The 16,935-nt window shown below is 46.3% G+C and carries 17 protein-coding genes; 13 read left to right on the top strand and 4 right to left on the bottom strand.

What is annotated here, in order from left to right; translation table 11 throughout:
- The 11 genes from ACUALS_RS14290 to glmU all read left to right on the top strand — a co-directional run bounded on the left by ACUALS_RS14290 (position 1) and on the right by glmU (position 9,531).
- Positions 1-882, top strand: a complete 882-nt coding sequence (locus ACUALS_RS14290) for a ParB/RepB/Spo0J family partition protein (RefSeq protein WP_038191819.1) — start codon at positions 1-3, stop codon at positions 880-882.
- A gap of 189 nt (positions 883-1,071) precedes the next feature.
- A complete protein-coding gene (locus tag ACUALS_RS14285) occupies positions 1,072-1,461 on the top strand; it encodes a F0F1 ATP synthase subunit I (RefSeq protein ID WP_005476182.1) in 390 nt (129 codons plus the stop codon).
- A gap of 8 nt (positions 1,462-1,469) precedes the next feature.
- Positions 1,470-2,282: a F0F1 ATP synthase subunit A gene (gene atpB, locus ACUALS_RS14280; RefSeq protein ID WP_005476192.1), complete on the top strand. Its 813-nt coding sequence runs from the start codon at positions 1,470-1,472 to the stop codon at positions 2,280-2,282.
- Between the two features lie 43 nt (positions 2,283-2,325).
- Positions 2,326-2,583 (top strand): F0F1 ATP synthase subunit C, encoded by a 258-nt coding sequence (gene atpE, locus ACUALS_RS14275; RefSeq protein WP_000450922.1) that lies wholly within the window; start codon positions 2,326-2,328, stop codon positions 2,581-2,583.
- 72 nt (positions 2,584-2,655) lie between these two features.
- The gene (atpF, locus tag ACUALS_RS14270) at positions 2,656-3,126 is read left to right on the top strand and encodes a F0F1 ATP synthase subunit B (protein WP_038191821.1); all 471 of its coding nucleotides are present in this window, start codon (positions 2,656-2,658) and stop codon (positions 3,124-3,126) included.
- Between the two features lie 14 nt (positions 3,127-3,140).
- Complete coding sequence (gene atpH / locus ACUALS_RS14265) at positions 3,141-3,674, top strand: F0F1 ATP synthase subunit delta (protein ID WP_005476190.1); 534 nt, start codon at positions 3,141-3,143, stop codon at positions 3,672-3,674.
- A gap of 13 nt (positions 3,675-3,687) precedes the next feature.
- The gene (atpA, locus tag ACUALS_RS14260) at positions 3,688-5,229 is read left to right on the top strand and encodes a F0F1 ATP synthase subunit alpha (protein WP_005476202.1); all 1,542 of its coding nucleotides are present in this window, start codon (positions 3,688-3,690) and stop codon (positions 5,227-5,229) included.
- A gap of 42 nt (positions 5,230-5,271) precedes the next feature.
- A complete protein-coding gene (gene atpG / locus ACUALS_RS14255; protein ID WP_039478924.1) occupies positions 5,272-6,138 on the top strand; it encodes a F0F1 ATP synthase subunit gamma in 867 nt (288 codons plus the stop codon).
- 35 nt (positions 6,139-6,173) lie between these two features.
- A complete protein-coding gene (atpD, locus tag ACUALS_RS14250; protein WP_005476194.1) occupies positions 6,174-7,577 on the top strand; it encodes a F0F1 ATP synthase subunit beta in 1,404 nt (467 codons plus the stop codon).
- Between the two features lie 18 nt (positions 7,578-7,595).
- Positions 7,596-8,018, top strand: a complete 423-nt coding sequence (locus ACUALS_RS14245; RefSeq protein WP_005476200.1) for a F0F1 ATP synthase subunit epsilon — start codon at positions 7,596-7,598, stop codon at positions 8,016-8,018.
- 151 nt (positions 8,019-8,169) lie between these two features.
- Positions 8,170-9,531, top strand: coding sequence for a bifunctional UDP-N-acetylglucosamine diphosphorylase/glucosamine-1-phosphate N-acetyltransferase GlmU (gene glmU / locus ACUALS_RS14240; protein ID WP_454448568.1), 1,362 nt, complete (start codon positions 8,170-8,172; stop codon positions 9,529-9,531).
- Between the two features lie 63 nt (positions 9,532-9,594).
- On the opposite strand, the gene ACUALS_RS14235 is transcribed toward glmU, so the two are convergent.
- Positions 9,595-10,335: an amino acid ABC transporter permease gene (locus ACUALS_RS14235; RefSeq protein ID WP_454448567.1), complete on the bottom strand. Its 741-nt coding sequence runs from the start codon at positions 10,333-10,335 to the stop codon at positions 9,595-9,597.
- Positions 10,336-10,437: 102 nt separating this feature from the next.
- Here ACUALS_RS14235 and ACUALS_RS14230 point away from each other — a divergent pair, with 102 nt between their 5' ends.
- A complete protein-coding gene (locus tag ACUALS_RS14230; protein WP_454448566.1) occupies positions 10,438-11,214 on the top strand; it encodes a transporter substrate-binding domain-containing protein in 777 nt (258 codons plus the stop codon).
- Positions 11,215-11,266: 52 nt separating this feature from the next.
- On the opposite strand, the gene punC is transcribed toward ACUALS_RS14230, so the two are convergent.
- Positions 11,267-12,472 carry a purine nucleoside transporter PunC gene (gene punC / locus ACUALS_RS14225; protein WP_043887444.1) on the bottom strand — a complete coding sequence of 402 codons (1,206 nt, stop codon included), beginning with the start codon at positions 12,470-12,472 and terminating at the stop codon, positions 11,267-11,269.
- A 141-nt stretch (positions 12,473-12,613) separates the two neighbouring features.
- Between punC and punR the strand changes: the two genes are divergently transcribed.
- Complete coding sequence (gene punR, locus ACUALS_RS14220) at positions 12,614-13,522, top strand: DNA-binding transcriptional activator PunR (protein ID WP_038141397.1); 909 nt, start codon at positions 12,614-12,616, stop codon at positions 13,520-13,522.
- 50 nt (positions 13,523-13,572) lie between these two features.
- On the opposite strand, the gene fadA is transcribed toward punR, so the two are convergent.
- Complete coding sequence (gene fadA / locus ACUALS_RS14215) at positions 13,573-14,748, bottom strand: acetyl-CoA C-acyltransferase FadA (protein WP_050936511.1); 1,176 nt, start codon at positions 14,746-14,748, stop codon at positions 13,573-13,575.
- A gap of 14 nt (positions 14,749-14,762) precedes the next feature.
- Positions 14,763-16,934, bottom strand: coding sequence for a fatty acid oxidation complex subunit alpha FadB (fadB, locus tag ACUALS_RS14210; protein ID WP_454448565.1), 2,172 nt, complete (start codon positions 16,932-16,934; stop codon positions 14,763-14,765).
- Between the last annotated feature and the right edge of the window lies 1 nt (position 16,935).

The raw sequence follows: 16,935 nt of genomic DNA, 5'->3' as shown, positions 1-16,935 counted from the left end.
ATGTCTAAACGTGGTTTGGGTAAAGGGCTTGATGCTCTGCTTTCGACTAGTTCGCTAGCGCGTGAAAAACAGCAAAATGCGCTCCAGAGTCAACAGCTCTCATCTGAAGGTGAATTGACCGACTTAAGCATCAACAGTCTTAAGCCTGGCGTTTATCAACCACGCAAAGATATGTCACCTGAGGCACTAGAGGAGTTGGCAGCGTCGATTGAATCCCAAGGCATTATCCAGCCGATTGTCGTTCGTCAGGTTGAACACGACAAATTTGAGATTATCGCGGGTGAACGGCGCTGGCGTGCGGCGCGGAAAGCGGGTCTAAAACAAGTGCCTTGTGTGATCAAAAATGTGGAAGATCGCGCGGCGATCGCGATGGCATTGATCGAAAACATTCAACGCGAAGATCTCAACGTGATTGAAGAGGCGGTTGCGCTAGAACGTTTGCAAACAGAGTTCTCACTGACTCATCAGCAGGTCGCTGATGTGATTGGTAAATCTCGAGCGGCTGTCAGCAACATATTACGTCTTAATCAGTTAGAAAATGACGTAAAAGGTTTGGTTTCAGACAATTTGCTCGATATGGGGCATGCTCGAGCACTGCTAGCTCTTGAGGGCGAACAACAAATCGAAGTTGCACAGCAAGTAGCCAAGAAGCAATTAACGGTTCGTCAAACTGAACAACTTGTAAAAAAATGTCTGCAACCGGCGGTTGAAGATAAAAATGCTCCTCAAGATGTGGAGATACAAGAATTGTCACAAAAATTGAGTGCAATGCTCGGGGGTAAAGTTGCTATTGTCCGAAACCCTAGTGGAAAGTCGAAAGTGACGATTAGTCTTGATGAGCCTCACAAATTAGAGCAACTGATTGCCAAGCTAGAGAGCTAAATGAGATAATTGATCTCAATCAATTATGTAAAAAACTATTTTTTGTGCGAAAGTTGTCGGTTTGTAAACAAAAATGTAACTTTTTGCGGGCTTTTAATTGCATTAAGGCACACTGACCGTATAATTTTTGCCAATTTCCCAGCACAGAGTGAAGTCGTGCAAAGTGGATATTACTAGAGGTACGAATACATGGTGGCTGCGTTAGCTAGACCAGGACGAGAGCTTGCTAAGCGATTGTTGTTGATCGAAATGGGCGCGGTTACGTTAGTGGCAGCAGGAATGGCGATTGCTGTAAATACTGAATGGGGAGTTTCAGCGCTAATTGGTGGTGGCATTTTTGTTATCGCTAATGCTGTATTTGCCTTGTGTGCTTTTCTCTTTGTAGGGGCTCGTGCTGCCAAAATGGTTGCTGCGTCTTTCTACACTGGGGAAGCACTAAAGATTCTCATCACAGTGGCACTCTTTTCCGTTGCTTACATGTATATGCAGGTGGAACTCGTTCCCCTGAAACTAACCTATTTGCTGGTACTTGGGATTAACATCTTTGCGCCAGCGCTATTCATTAACAACAAAAAATAGGATGAGTTATGGCTGCGCCAGGTGAAGCGCTAACAGCTTCCGGTTACATCACTCACCACCTTACTCACCTTTCAACTTACAAGTTGGGGTTAGTGGCGGAAGAGACGAGTTTCTGGAACATACACATCGATAGCCTGTTGTTTTCTTGGATCACTGGTTTAATGTTCTTAGGAGTGTTTTACAAAGTAGCTAAGAAGTCGACAGTAGGTGTGCCGGGTAAGCTTCAATGTTTTGTTGAAATGATCGTAGAATTTGTCGCGGAAAACGTCAAAGATACGTTCCATGGACGCAACCCATTGATTGCCCCTCTCGCACTGACTATCTTTTGTTGGGTATTTTTAATGAACTTGATGGACCTTGTGCCTATCGATTTCTTACCTTACCCAGCAGAGCATTGGCTAGGTATTCCTTATCTTAAGATAGTACCTTCTGCTGATGCGAACATCACCATGGGAATGGCAATAGGCGTATTCGCTCTGATGATTTTCTACAGCATCAAAGTGAAAGGTCTAGGTGGGTTTGCCAAAGAATTAGCATTACATCCATTTAATCACTGGACGATGATTCCGTTTAACCTACTGATTGAAGTGGTATCGCTACTAGCGAAACCTCTATCACTTGGTATGCGTCTATTCGGTAACATGTTCGCAGGTGAGGTTGTATTCATTCTTTGTGCGGCAATGCTACCATGGTTCCTTCAATGGATGGGTTCACTTCCGTGGGCGATTTTCCATATTCTGGTAATCACGATTCAGGCCTTCGTGTTTATGATGCTAACGATTGTTTATATGTCAATGGCACACGAAGACAGCGATCACTAATTTTTTAAACTCTTATTAGTCAAAAGTATATTTGGAGATAGTAATGGAAACTGTATTGAGCTTTTCAGCAATCGCAGTAGCAATCATCGTTGGTCTATGTGCAGTAGGTACTGCAATCGGCTTCGCAGTACTAGGTGGTAAATTCCTAGAAGGTGCTGCACGTCAACCAGAAATGGCACCAATGCTACAAGTTAAGATGTTCATCATCGCGGGTCTACTGGATGCGGTTCCAATGATCGGTATCGTAATCGCTCTACTATTTACTTTCGCAAACCCATTCGTTGGTCAACTAGCTGGTTAATCTTTGCTTTTCAAAGGCAAGCATCGGTTTGTCATTGATTAACACTAAGTCCAATAAAGAGGGGTAGCTGTTGTGAATATGAACGCAACTCTGCTAGGTCAAGCAATCTCGTTCGCAATGTTTGTGTGGTTCTGCATGAAATATGTATGGCCGCCAATCATGAACGCTATTGAAGAACGTCAGAAAAAAATCGCTGATGGCCTTCAAGCGGCAGAACGAGCTGAGAAAGACTTGAATCTAGCTCAAGCTAATGCTTCTTCTCAAATGAAAGAAGCGAAGCGCACAGCAACTGAGGTCATTGAGCAAGCGAACAAGCGTAAGACTCAAATTCTAGACGAAGCTCGCGAGGAAGCTCAGGCAGAACGCCAGAAAATCCTAGCTCAAGCGGAAGCTGAAATTGAAGCTGAACGCAACCGTGCGCGCGATGAACTGCGCAAACAAGTTGCAACTCTGGCTTTAGCTGGTGCTGAGAAAATCCTTGAGCGTTCTATCGATAAAGATGCGCACAAAGATCTTCTCGACAACATTACTGCAAAACTTTAAGTCTGGGGGCGCACATGGCTGATATGACTACTATCGCACGCCCCTATGCTAAAGCAGCATTCGACTTTGCTGTTGAAAAAGACCAACTAGACCAATGGGGTCAAATGTTGTCTTTTGCAGCGGAAGTTGCCAATAACGAACAAATTCATGAGCTGTTAACCAGCTCAATGTCTGCAGACAAACTTGCAGAAGTATTTGTTGCGGTATGTGGCGAACAAGTTGATGAGTTTGGTCAAAACCTGATTAAGGTGATGGCTGAGAATGGTCGATTACAGGCCCTTCCTGATGTATGCGCTGAGTTCTTGTTACTTAAGCAAGAACACGAGAAAGAAATCACCGTTGAAGTGACTTCAGCAACAGAACTTTCTGACCAGCAAAAAGCAGACATCAGCAGCAAACTTGAAACGCGTCTTGAACGCAAAGTCCAGCTGAATTGCAGCGTAGATGAGGCCCTACTTGGTGGGGTTATTATTAGAGCCGGAGACTTAGTCATCGATAACTCAGCACGTGGCCGTTTAAGCCGCCTGAGCGATGCATTGCAGTCTTAATGGGGATTGGAGCATGCAACTTAATTCCACGGAAATTAGCGATCTAATCAAACAACGTATCGAATCTTTCGAAGTTGTTAGTGAAGCTCGCAACGAAGGTACTATCGTATCGGTAAGCGACGGTATCATTCGCATTCACGGCCTAGCGGACGTGATGCAAGGTGAAATGATTGAATTACCGGGTGGCCGTTATGCACTAGCACTTAACCTTGAGCGTGACTCGGTTGGTGCGGTTGTAATGGGCCCATATGCTGACCTTAAGGAAGGCATGAAAGTTACAGGTACTGGTCGTATTCTTGAAGTACCAGTTGGTCCTGAATTGCTTGGTCGTGTTGTTAACACACTAGGTGAGCCAATTGATGGTAAAGGTCCAATCGAAGCGAAACTGTCTTCGCCTGTAGAAGTGATTGCACCAGGTGTAATCGACCGTAAGTCGGTTGATCAACCTGTTCAAACTGGTTACAAATCTGTTGACTCAATGATCCCAATCGGTCGTGGTCAGCGTGAGCTTGTAATCGGTGACCGTCAGACTGGTAAAACAGCAATGGCGATCGATGCAATCATCAACCAGAAAAACTCTGGTATTTTCTCAATCTACGTAGCTATCGGTCAGAAAGCATCGACTATCGCTAACGTAGTTCGCAAACTAGAAGAGCACGGCGCGCTAGCAAACACTATCGTTGTTGTTGCATCAGCTTCTGAATCTGCAGCGCTACAATACCTAGCGCCATACGCAGGTTGTGCGATGGGTGAATACTTCCGTGATCGCGGCGAAGACGCACTGATTGTTTATGATGATCTATCTAAGCAAGCGGTAGCTTACCGTCAGATCTCTCTACTACTAAAACGCCCACCAGGTCGTGAAGCATTCCCAGGTGACGTTTTCTACCTCCACTCACGTCTACTAGAGCGTGCAGCTCGTGTAAGCGAAGAGTACGTAGAAAAGTTCACTAACGGTGAAGTGAAAGGTAAGACAGGTTCTTTAACTGCACTGCCTATCATTGAAACTCAAGCTGGTGACGTTTCAGCATTCGTACCGACAAACGTAATCTCGATTACTGACGGCCAGATCTTCCTACAGACTGAGCTATTCAACGCGGGTGTTCGCCCAGCGGTTGACCCAGGTATCTCAGTATCTCGTGTTGGTGGTTCTGCACAGACGAAAATCATCAAGAAGCTATCAGGCGGTATCCGTACAGCACTAGCTCAGTACCGTGAACTTGCGGCATTCGCACAGTTCTCATCTGACCTTGATGAAGCGACAAAGAAACAGCTAGACCACGGTCAGAAAGTTACAGAACTAATGAAGCAGAAGCAGTACGCTCCTATGTCTGTATTTGACCAAGCGCTAGTAATCTTTGCGGCAGAGCGCGGCTACCTAGCAGATGTTGAACTAAGCAAACTGCTAGATTTCGAAGCGGCTCTACTATCGTTCGCTCGCGGTCAATACGCTGAATTTGCAGCTGAGATCGACAAGACGGGTGCATACAACGATGAAGTTGAAGCGCAGCTTAAGAAGCTGACTGACGACTTCGTAGCAACCCAAACTTGGTAATAGGTCGGTGGCAGTAATGCCACCAACTAATGGAGAGTAACGATGGCCGGCGCAAAAGAGATACGTAATAAAATCGGTAGTGTTAAAAGCACTCAGAAGATTACGAAAGCAATGGAAATGGTAGCAGCTTCAAAAATGCGTCGCTCTCAAGATGCAATGGAAGCTTCTCGTCCATACGCTGAAACAATACGTAAAGTGATCGGTCACGTAGCTAACGCGAGTCTAGAGTATCGTCATCCATACCTAGAAGAGCGTGAAGCTAAGCGTGTTGGTTACATCATCGTTTCTACAGACCGTGGCCTATGTGGCGGCTTGAACATTAACGTGTTCAAAAAAGCAGTCACAGACATGCAAAGCTGGAAAGAGAAGGGCGCTGAAATTGAACTGGCATTGATTGGTTCTAAAGCAACTGGCTTCTTTAACAACAGCGGTGCAAAAGTAGCGGCACAGGTTTCTGGTTTAGGCGATCGCCCAAGCCTTGAAGACCTAATCGGCTCTGTAAGCGTAATGCTGAAGAAATACGATGAAGGTGAATTGGACCGTTTATACGTAGTGAGCAACAAGTTTGTGAACACTATGGTTCAACAACCAACGATCGATCAATTACTACCTTTGCCTAAATCGGACAGCGAAGAGATGCAGCGTACCCACCAGTGGGACTACATCTACGAGCCAGAACCAAAAGCGCTACTAGACACGCTTCTAGTGCGTTATGTGGAATCTCAAGTATACCAAGGTGTGGTTGAGAACCTTGCTTGTGAGCAAGCGGCTCGAATGATTGCAATGAAAGCTGCAACTGATAATGCGAGCAACTTGATTGATGATTTAGAACTTGTGTACAACAAAGCCCGTCAGGCTGCGATCACACAAGAGCTATCTGAAATCGTTTCAGGTGCGGCAGCGGTTTAAGCTTAGGTAAAACGAAACAGTTTAGAGGATTAACGATGGCTACAGGTAAGATCGTACAGATCATCGGTGCAGTAGTCGACGTAGAGTTCCCACAGAGTGAAGTACCAAGTGTATATGACGCTCTGAACGTAACAGAATCAAAAGAGCGTCTAGTTCTTGAGGTTCAACAACAGCTAGGCGGTGGCGTAGTTCGTTGTATCGTAATGGGTAGCTCTGATGGTTTACGTCGTGGAGTTGAAGTAGTAAATACGGGCGCTCCAATTTCAGTACCAGTAGGTACTAAGACCCTAGGTCGTATCATGAACGTTCTAGGTGACGCAATTGACGAGTGTGGTGAAATCGGTGCGGAAGAGACTTACTCTATCCACCGTGAAGCACCAAGCTACGAAGAGCAATCAAACGAGATCGCTCTACTAGAGACTGGCGTTAAAGTAATCGACTTGGTTTGTCCATTCGCTAAGGGTGGTAAAATCGGTCTATTCGGTGGTGCTGGTGTAGGTAAGACCGTTAACATGATGGAACTTATCAACAACATCGCACTTCAGCACTCTGGTCTATCAGTATTTGCTGGTGTAGGTGAGCGTACTCGTGAAGGTAACGATTTCTACTTTGAGATGCAGGAAGCGGGCGTTGTAAACGTTGAAAATCCTGAAGAGTCTAAGGTAGCGATGGTTTACGGTCAGATGAACGAGCCACCAGGTAACCGTCTACGTGTTGCACTGACTGGTCTAACAATGGCAGAGAAGTTCCGTGACGAAGGTCGTGACGTTCTACTGTTCGTTGATAACATCTACCGTTACACACTTGCAGGTACAGAGGTATCAGCACTGCTAGGTCGTATGCCTTCAGCGGTAGGTTACCAGCCAACTCTTGCAGAAGAGATGGGTGTACTACAGGAGCGTATCACGTCAACGAAATCAGGTTCTATCACGTCTGTACAGGCGGTATACGTACCAGCCGATGACTTGACTGACCCGTCTCCAGCAACAACGTTCGCGCACTTGGATGCAACGGTTGTACTTAACCGTAACATCGCGGCAATGGGTCTATACCCTGCGATCGACCCACTAGATTCAACATCTCGTATGCTTGACCCTCTAGTTGTTGGTCAAGAGCACTACGACATTGCTCGTGGCGTTCAGCAGACACTTCAGCGCTACAAAGAGCTGAAAGATATCATTGCGATTCTAGGTATGGACGAGCTATCTGAAGAAGATAAGCAAGTTGTATCTCGTGCACGTAAGATTGAGCGTTTCCTAACTCAGCCTTATCACGTAGCGGAAGTATTTACTGGCGACCCAGGTGTTTACGTACCTCTAAAAGAGACTCTACGTGGCTTTAAAGGTCTACTAGCTGGTGATTACGATGACATTCCAGAGCAAGCTTTCATGTACTGTGGTGCAATTGAAGATGCTATCGAGAATGCGAAGAAGCTATAAGGCTAACTAGGAGGCGATATGGCAGCAATAACCTTTCACCTAGACGTAGTAAGCGCTGAGAAGAAAATCTTCTCTGGTCGTGTTGAAACGTTCCAGGTGACCGGTAGCGAAGGTGAACTTGGTATCTTCCATGGACACACTCCGCTGCTAACCGCTATCACGCCTGGAATGGTGCGACTTGTTAAGCAGCACGGCCACGAGGAATTTATTTATGTTTCTGGTGGTATGGTAGAAGTTCAACCTGGTACAGCGACTGTACTGGCTGATACAGCTATCCGTGGTGAAGAACTGGACGCAGCTAAGGCTGAAGAAGCTAAGCGTTGTGCTCAAGAAGCAATTCAAAACCAGCACGGTGATATGGACTTCGCTCAAGCGGCTAGTGAACTGGCTAAAGCCATTGCTCAGCTACGAGTAATCGAGCTGACGAAACAGCGTCGTTAAGCAACGGTGTTGTTTTAAAAGTGATAAAGGCGGTCAATTGACCGCCTTTTTGCTTATTTTTTATTAGAAATTTTTCCTGATCAATTAACTAACTAACGATTAGTGTCTAAAATACCTCTCAATTTTAATACAACGTCATACAGGTCCATTCATGAAATTTAGCGCGGTGATTCTCGCAGCGGGTAAAGGTACTCGCATGTACTCTAACAAGCCTAAGGTGCTCCACACGTTGGCAGGCAAACCTATGGTCAAACATGTGATTGATACTTGTAATAACCTCGGAGCGCAGAATATTCATTTGGTTTATGGTCACGGCGGTGATCAAATGCAAACAGAGCTCGCGCAAGAGAATGTAAACTGGGTACTTCAGGCGGATCAATTGGGTACAGGTCACGCAGTGGATCAAGCTTCTCCTCAGTTTGAAGATGATGAAAAGATCCTCGTGCTTTATGGTGATGTACCACTGATCTCGGAAGAAACGATAGAAGGTTTGTTGGATGCGCAGCCTACAGGTGGTATTGCACTGCTTACTGTCGTCCTCGATAACCCAATGGGCTATGGTCGTATCGTTCGCCGCAATGGTCCTGTAGTTGCTATCGTCGAGCAAAAAGATGCAACCGATGAACAGAAGTTGATCAAAGAAATCAATACTGGCGTCATGGTAGCAACTGGCGGCGATCTTAAGCGCTGGCTATCGGGTCTTAATAATGAAAATGCACAGGGTGAATACTACCTAACGGATGTCATTGCGGCTGCACACGACGAAGGTCGAGCAGTAGAGGCGGTACACCCTGTTAACCCAATCGAAGTTGAGGGTGTGAACGACCGAGCTCAGTTGGCTCGACTTGAGCGCGCATTTCAGTCAATGCAGGCAAAAAAACTGCTTGAGCAAGGGGTAATGTTGCGCGACCCTGCACGTTTTGATCTACGTGGTGAGCTTCAATGTGGTATGGATTGTGAAATTGATGCCAACGTTATCATCGAAGGTAATGTATCTCTGGGTGACAATGTCGTAATCGGCACAGGTTGTGTTTTGAAAGATTGTGAAATCGACGACAACACGGTTATTCGCCCATACAGTGTAATCGAAGGTGCTACTGTTGGCGAAGAATGTACAGTGGGGCCATTCACTCGTCTGCGTCCAGGTGCTGAGATGCGTAACGATTCGCACGTCGGTAACTTCGTTGAAGTGAAGAATGCACGCATTGGTGAAGGCTCGAAAGCTAATCACTTAACTTACTTAGGTGATGCAGAGATCGGCCAACGCACGAATATCGGCGCAGGTACTATTACGTGCAACTACGATGGTGCAAACAAGTTTAAGACTGTGATCGGTAACGACGTGTTTGTTGGCTCTGACAGCCAGCTTGTTGCGCCTGTCACTATCGCTGATGGCGCAACGATTGGGGCAGGCACGACGTTGACAAAAGATGTCGCTGAGGGTGAATTAGTCATCACTCGCGCGAAAGAGCGTAAGATTACCGGCTGGCAGCGTCCTGTCAAAAAGAAGTAAGCACTAACAAGCTTTAAGTCATTTTTCTAAGCCGCTTTTTATGAGCGGCTTTATTATTGAGGGTTAATGGCTTGGAATAGCGATACGTTTTTCTAGCCAGCGCACGGCTTGAGAAACCAGCAAAATCAACACTAAGTACTCGAGAACTAAGAAGGTGTAAATTTCTAGAGGTAAGTACTCATTAACCACTAGTTCATTGGCTCGTCTTGTTAGGTCACTCAAACCAATCACACTCACCAAAGAGCTCATCTTAAGGATATAAACAAACTGGTTGCCAAGCGGTGGTAAGATCTGCCTAAACGCTTGGGGTAGAATCACCAAGCGCATCTTCTGCCAATAACTTAGCCCCAATGACTCCGCTGCTTCATGCTGACCAAGGCTTATCGCTTGGATCCCTCCCCGAAAGACCTCGGCCATAAAAGCACTTTCGGCGACGGTTAGAGCAATCACTCCCGCCCAGAAGTGATCCAAAGACACATCCAGCAACGTCGGCATTCCATAATAGACCCACAGCAATAGTACTAAGACGGGGATCGAGCGAATGATCTCCACATAGAGGCGATTTATCCCCTTTAGGATAGGTGAGTTGGAAAGTGCAGGGAGTGCGACGAGCAAACCGATGGTCATGGCAAACAACATGCTAAGAAGAGAAACTTGAATCGTGTCGTTGAACCCAGCAATCAGAAAGCGGATGTTAGTGATTCCTTGCTCAGTTGAAGGATCCAGCACATACCAACCCCACTGATAATCCGAGCAACCAGTCAGTAAAAAAGGGAAAAACAGCCACAGAGTTCGATTATTCAATCTTCATTTCCTAACTTGACTAATAAATGCCGCTTGTTACTGCTATGTTATCAAGAGTGTTTTTATAAATCTCGAATCAAAATAAATATATAAGGAAATAGAATGAGAAAGCTAATTTTTGCTGTTGGTCTTTGGTTGCTCGCGCTTACTCAGTTGGCTTATGCGGATAGCCGATTACACGAAATATTAGAGAATGGTGTGTTACGTGTTGGCACCACTGGAGACTGGAATCCAATGACAATGAAAGATCCCGCGACGAACAGTTACCGTGGGTTCGATATTGATGTGACCACAGAGTTAGCAAAAGATTTGGGTGTTGAGGTGGAGTTTGTCGCTACCGATTGGAAAACACTCGTGAATGGGATTACTGCGAACAAATATGACATCACCGGCAGTGCATCGTTAAATATGTCTCGAGCGAAGGTGGCGGGTTATAGCCAACCATATTTCTACCTCGCGTTTGTACCAGTGGTGCAAAAGAAAGATTTGGCGAAATTCTCTGACTGGGCTGATTTCGATAAGCCGGATGTAAAAGTGGCTGCAACGCTTGGTACTGTACAAGAAAAAATGGTCAAAGACTTCTTCCCATCTGCGCAACACATTGTGATTGAAGCGCCTGCTCGTGATTTCCAAGAACTGCTTGCCCGTCGAGCTGATGTTTCCGTTACCTCAAATGTAGAAGCCGCAACGCTGGTGGAAAGGTTTAAGCAGTTGGCTATTGTGCCGGTCAAAGAACCACGCAAACCAACGCCAATTGCCATGTTGTTACCGCAAGATGACCAAGTATGGATCAACTACATTAACCACTGGGTTGAACTGAAAAAAACGCAAGGCTTCTTCAAGCAAACCGCCGAAAAGTGGGGCTTAAAGAGTATGTAACGTCTCTAATTGAGATAGAGAGCCGCATAACAGCGGCTCTTACGATTAAAAATTAGAGTTCCTCTTCACTCACGACGCGAGCATTATCAGGCGTTGTGAAGTGCTGAGAGAGTTCTCGATTTGACACGATATAACCCACCCATAGTCCACCCATACAGATGATGATTGCAACGCCTGTGACCATCTGAGCTTGGCTTGCCATCGCGGCAACAAGTGCACTTGAAAGGCTGCTCACGGTAATTTGTAGGCTGTTTTGTAGACCCGCAGCCGTCGCTGGGCTTTGCTTCGCACTTGCTAATGCACGGTTTACCACGATTGGGTACAGCGCACCATTCGCTACCGCAATCAAGCAGAAAGGCGCTAGGATTGGCCAGATTGATGTTAGTTGCCACTGTGAAGCGAGGAAAATAAGCAGAGCAGCAACGCTGAACAGACCTATCAGTTGGCGCAGCACTTTCTCATCGCCAAACTTGCGTACGCCCACCTTACCCAAGTAACCACCTAGCATGAAGGCGATGGTTTGTGGGATAAAACTCAAACCAATGTCCTTCGCTTCGTAGCCCAGTTGCGCCATGATTTCTGGCATTCCGGTCAGGTAAGCAAAGAACGCCGCAGAGGCGGTGGCGAACATCAACACGTTACCAAGGTACGTTTTAGAGCCGAGTAGAGCCTTAATATCTGACGAGATGCTGGTTTGCTTTGATTCTACTTCTTCATTGTTTTGTGCCATTGTCGCTATAACTAGCATGATGCCCATTAGCGTGAGCGCAATAAAAATACTGCTCCAGCCAAAATTATCGGCGAGAAGCACGCCTAATTGTGGGGCTAACGCGGGGGATAATGCGACTAATGGCATGATGGTAGCAAAAATTTGTTGGCTACTGCTCGAGTAACGCTTAATGACCATCGCTTGCCAGATAACAGCTGGCGCGCACACGCCGATCGCTTGGACAAAGCGCAATGTGAGAAGTTGCCACACTTGGTCACTGTAAGCCAAGCCAAATGAAGCAACGGTGAATAGTGTTAGACCCGCCGCCAGAGTATTTCTATGACCAAATTTATCCGAAGCTAGGCCCCATAAGAGTTGGCCAAGTGCCATACCCACTAAGAACACGGTAAGAGATAGGGCGATTTGCTCTGGCCCTGTAGCAAAATCTATCTCCATCGCTTTAAATGCAGGCAAATACATATCAGTAGCAATGAAGCCGAGCATAGATAAAAGAGCTAAGTAAAAAAGTTGTAATTTTGAAATATTCATCATTTTTCCATTCAAAATAATTGATAGATAGTTATCAGTCGGCGCCAACCTTTTTATTAACTTGAGTAGTCTATTCTTCACTTTTAATAAAATAAAACGCTAAAATTTGCAGTTATCAATCAAAAAAATTGAAAGTTAGTTATGAGTGCTTTTTCCCAATCGTCCCTAGAGCTGGTGGACACCGTTGCGCGGCTAGAGAGTTTTACCGCTGCCGCTGAGGTATTACATAAAGTACCTTCTGCCATCAGTTATAGCATTCGGCAAATAGAACAAGAGTTGGATGTGGTTTTGTTTAAGCGACTGCCTAGAAAGGTAGAGCTGACTCCTGCGGGAGAACTTTTCCTTACTCAAGCTAGAACGATGCTTAGGCAGATGGAAGAGGTAAAAGCCCAGACTCGGCGGGTCGCTCAAGGGTGGAAGAAAACACTTAAGTTGACGTTGGATAATGTGGTTAAGCTGGAGCGGCTCAAGCCTCTTATTGAAGATTTCTATCAAACGTTTCCCAATGCGGAGCTGCAGATCAATATGGAAGTGTTCAATGGCTCGTGGGAGGCTATTTCACAGGGGCGTGCCGATATTGTTGTTGGCGCGACATCGGCCATTCCAGTCGGTGGAGACTTTGAAGTCAAAGCCATGGGTCTCTTGGATTGGGCGTTTGTGATGTCATCAAGCCATGCCTGTGTTAAACAGCAGCACTTAACGGAAGAGTTTGTCAGCCAATTCCCTGCAATTTGTTTAGATGATACCTCGAGTGTGCTACCAAAGCGTCACACCGTTCATTATCCAAAGCAGCGTCGATTGTTATTGCCGAATTGGTATAGCGCTATTGAATGCTTAAAGCATGGTGTCGGGGTGGGTTATATGCCGCGCCATATCGCGCAGCCGTTGATCACTGAAGGCGTTTTGGTCGAGAAAATTCTTCCTGAAGATAAGCCGCTGAGCCACTGTTGTTTAGTTTGGCGCAAAGATGAAAACCACAAGATGATTCAATGGATGGTCGATTATTTGGGTTCGAGTGATCAGCTCTATCAAGATTGGTTACAAGCGTAATGAAAAAACGCCAGTGTAGACTGGCGCTTTGACTACATAAATATAGCTTACTAAGGTCGCTCAAACACGGTCGCAATTCCCTGACCTAAACCGATACACATGGTTGCCAAGCCGTATTTCGCGTCTTTCGCTTCCATAAGGTTGATTAACGTTGTTGAGATACGTGATCCAGAACAACCAAGCGGGTGACCCAATGCAATCGCACCACCGTTAAGGTTGACCTTCTCATCCATAACATCAAGCAGACCCAAGTCTTTAGCACATGGTAGAGACTGCGCGGCAAATGCTTCGTTTAGCTCAACCACATCCATGTCTTCAATTGAAAGACCTGCACGCTTGAGCGCTTTTTGCGTCGCAGGTACAGGACCGTAACCCATGATTGAAGGATCGCAGCCCGCAATGGCCATACCTTTAATGCGTGCTCGAATCTTCAAGCCAAGTTCATTGGCTTTCTCTTCACTCATGATCAACATCGCTGATGCACCATCAGACAGCGCCGATGATGTACCGGCTGTTACTGTGCCGTTTGCTGGGTCGAAAACAGGACGAAGTTGAGATAGACCTTCAACGGATGTTTCAGGGCGAATGACTTCATCGTAATCTAGAGTGAACAGCGTGCCGTCAGCCGCATGACCTTCAATTGGTAGGATTTCGTTTCTAAAACGACCCTCTACGGTTGCAGCATGTGCACGAGCATGGGAACGCGCAGCAAACTCGTCTTGTTGCTCACGGCTAATGCCATGCAGCTTACCAAGCATTTCAGCGGTTAAGCCCATCATGCCTGCTGCTTTTGCAACTGTCTTGGACATACCTGGGTGGAAGTCCACGCCGTGGTTCATTGGTACGTGTCCCATGTGCTCAACACCACCAATTAGGCAGATTTCAGCGTCACCCGTCATGATGGCACGTGTACCATCGTGAAGCGCTTGCATTGATGAACCACACAGGCGGTTAACCGTCACGGCGCCAATTTCAATTGGTAGACCAGCAAGTAGCGCCGCATTACGTGCCACGTTAAAGCCTTGTTCTAGGGTTTGTTGTACACAGCCCCAGTAGATATCTTCAATCTCGCTTGGGTTTACTTGTGGGTTACGTGCAAGAATACCTTTCATTAGGCGCGCAGATAGATCTTCTGCTCGCGTATGACGGAAAGCACCACCTTTAGAGCGACCCATTGGAGTACGTAGACAATCGACTACGACAACATTTCTTGTTTGATTAGTCATTTTAGAATCCCTCCTTAGATAGAACCTTGCTGTTGTGCACCGTAAAAGCTTTCACCTTTCGCCGCCATATCAATCAGCATCTGTGGTACTTGGTACATTGCACCGAGCTCTGAGTATTGTTTTGCCATTGCAACAAACTCAGCAATACCTACGCTATCTAGGTAGCGGAATACGCCACCGCGGAATGGAGGGAAGCCAAGACCGTAAACCAGTGCCATATCCGCTTCTTGTGGAGTGGCAATGATGCCTTCTTGTAGACACAGTACCACTTCGTTGATCATTGGAATCATCATACGTTGAATGATGGTCTGATCGTCAAAGTCCTGCTTATCGGCACAAACGTCAGCGAGTACCGGCAAGATTTCTTCAGAGAAGGTTTTCTTGGGCTTACCCTTTTTATCAATGGTGTAGCTGTAGAAGCCACTGCCATTCTTCTGACCGTATTTATCTGCTTCGAACAGCGCATCGATCGCGTCACGACCTTGTTTGCCCATACGCTCAGGGAAGCCTTGTGCCATAACGGCTTGTGCGTGGTGAGCAGTATCAATACCAACGACATCGAGCAAGTATGCAGGTCCCATTGGCCAGCCAAACTTACGTTCCATGACTTTGTCGATTTTCGTAAAGTCTGCACCATCGCGAAGTAGCATGCTGAAACCACCAAAGTATGGGAACAACACGCGGTTTACAAAGAACCCAGGGCAGTCGTTAACGACAATTGGTGATTTGCCCATTTTCGCTGCGTAGGCGACAACACGATTGATGGTTTCATCAGAGGTATGTTCACCACGGATGATCTCAACAAGAGGCATGCGGTGCACTGGGTTGAAGAAGTGCATGCCACAGAAGTTCTCTGGACGTTTTAGCGATTTCGCTAATAGATTGATTGGAATCGTCGAGGTGTTTGAGGTGATAACCGTGTCTTCACCGACATGTGATTCGACTTCACTCAAAACTGCTGCTTTTACTTTCGGGTTTTCTACTACGGCTTCAACAATCACGTCTGATTCTTCGATGCCTGCGTAATGTAGGCTCGGTGTGATAGACGCTAAAATACCAGCCATCTTAAAGCCATCAATACGACCACGAGATAAGCGTTTATTCAGCAGCTTAGATGCTTCAGTCATGCCTAAATCGAGTGAAGGTTGCGCGATGTCTTTCATTAACACCGGCATGCCTTTTAATGCAGATTGGTAAGCGATGCCGCCGCCCATGATACCTGCACCAAGTACAGCTGCACGTTGCGTGTCTTTACTCGCTGACTTAGCTGATTTTTTAGCAAGCCCTTTGATGTATTGGTCGTTGAGGAATAAACCAACCAGTGATTTTGCTTCTTCAGACTTAGCCAGTTTTACGAAGTGCTTACGTTCAATGTCGAGTGCTTCGTTACGAGCAAAGCGAGCACCTTCTTCAATAGTAATAACGGCTGTCATTGGAGCAGGGTAGTGAGGACCTGCTTTTTGTGCCACTAGACCCTTCGCCATGGTAAAGCTCATCATTGATTCGAGCTTACTTAGCGTAAGTGGTGATGTCTTTTGCTTACGACGAGATTGCCAGTCCAACTTCTCGTTGATTGCCGAAGTCAGTGTCTTGAGTGCTGACTCATAAAGTGCGTCGCTATCAACAACCGCATCCAGAAGACCAATCTTTAATGCCTCATCCGCACGACACGCTTTGCCTTGTGTGATCACTTCCATCGCACCGTCGGCGCCAATAACACGTGGCAGACGTACACAACCACCAAAGCCCGGCATGATGCCCAGTTTTGTTTCTGGTAGACCGATGCTGGTTGTCTCGTCACCAATTCGCATATCAGTGGCAAGCACACACTCACAGCCGCCGCCTAACGTGTGACCTTTTAGTACCGAGATAGTCGGGACGGGTAAGTCTTCCAGCTTGTTAAAGATGCTATTAGCAAATTGCAGCCACTGATCGAGCTCAGCGTCTGTCTTGGCAAAAAGACCTAAGAATTCGGTGATATCTGCGCCAACAATGAACGCGTCTTTATCTGAGGTGAGCATCAAGCCCTTCAGTCCTTGGTGCGCTTTTAGTGCATCAAGGGCTTTGTCGAGTGACTCTAGTGTCGCTAGGTCGAGCTTGTTAACGGATTTTGGAGAGCAGAAGCTAAGCTCTGCTATACCATCTTGTACTTCCTTTACCTGTAGGGTTTCGGCTTGGTAAATCATT

The organism is Vibrio sp. NH-7 (assembly GCF_053643215.1).
This window is presented reverse-complemented; position numbering and strand designations above follow the sequence as displayed.

What these genes read in the sequence shown, in the direction of transcription:
- ACUALS_RS14245 (WP_005476200.1), top strand. Translation starts at nt 7,596, where the DNA reads ATGGCAGCAATAACCTTTCACCTAGACGTAGTAAGCGCTGAGAAGAAA.
- fadA (WP_050936511.1), bottom strand. Translation starts at nt 14,748, where the DNA reads ATGACTAATCAAACAAGAAATGTTGTCGTAGTCGATTGTCTACGTACT.
- atpH (WP_005476190.1), top strand. Translation starts at nt 3,141, where the DNA reads ATGGCTGATATGACTACTATCGCACGCCCCTATGCTAAAGCAGCATTC.
- ACUALS_RS14290 (WP_038191819.1), top strand. Translation starts at nt 1, where the DNA reads ATGTCTAAACGTGGTTTGGGTAAAGGGCTTGATGCTCTGCTTTCGACT.
- ACUALS_RS14230 (WP_454448566.1), top strand. Translation starts at nt 10,438, where the DNA reads ATGAGAAAGCTAATTTTTGCTGTTGGTCTTTGGTTGCTCGCGCTTACT.
- punR (WP_038141397.1), top strand. Translation starts at nt 12,614, where the DNA reads ATGAGTGCTTTTTCCCAATCGTCCCTAGAGCTGGTGGACACCGTTGCG.
- atpG (WP_039478924.1), top strand. Translation starts at nt 5,272, where the DNA reads ATGGCCGGCGCAAAAGAGATACGTAATAAAATCGGTAGTGTTAAAAGC.
- ACUALS_RS14285 (WP_005476182.1), top strand. Translation starts at nt 1,072, where the DNA reads ATGGTGGCTGCGTTAGCTAGACCAGGACGAGAGCTTGCTAAGCGATTG.
- atpE (WP_000450922.1), top strand. Translation starts at nt 2,326, where the DNA reads ATGGAAACTGTATTGAGCTTTTCAGCAATCGCAGTAGCAATCATCGTT.
- atpB (WP_005476192.1), top strand. Translation starts at nt 1,470, where the DNA reads ATGGCTGCGCCAGGTGAAGCGCTAACAGCTTCCGGTTACATCACTCAC.
- fadB (WP_454448565.1), bottom strand. Translation starts at nt 16,934, where the DNA reads ATGATTTACCAAGCCGAAACCCTACAGGTAAAGGAAGTACAAGATGGT.
- glmU (WP_454448568.1), top strand. Translation starts at nt 8,170, where the DNA reads ATGAAATTTAGCGCGGTGATTCTCGCAGCGGGTAAAGGTACTCGCATG.
- atpD (WP_005476194.1), top strand. Translation starts at nt 6,174, where the DNA reads ATGGCTACAGGTAAGATCGTACAGATCATCGGTGCAGTAGTCGACGTA.
- atpA (WP_005476202.1), top strand. Translation starts at nt 3,688, where the DNA reads ATGCAACTTAATTCCACGGAAATTAGCGATCTAATCAAACAACGTATC.
- punC (WP_043887444.1), bottom strand. Translation starts at nt 12,472, where the DNA reads ATGAATATTTCAAAATTACAACTTTTTTACTTAGCTCTTTTATCTATG.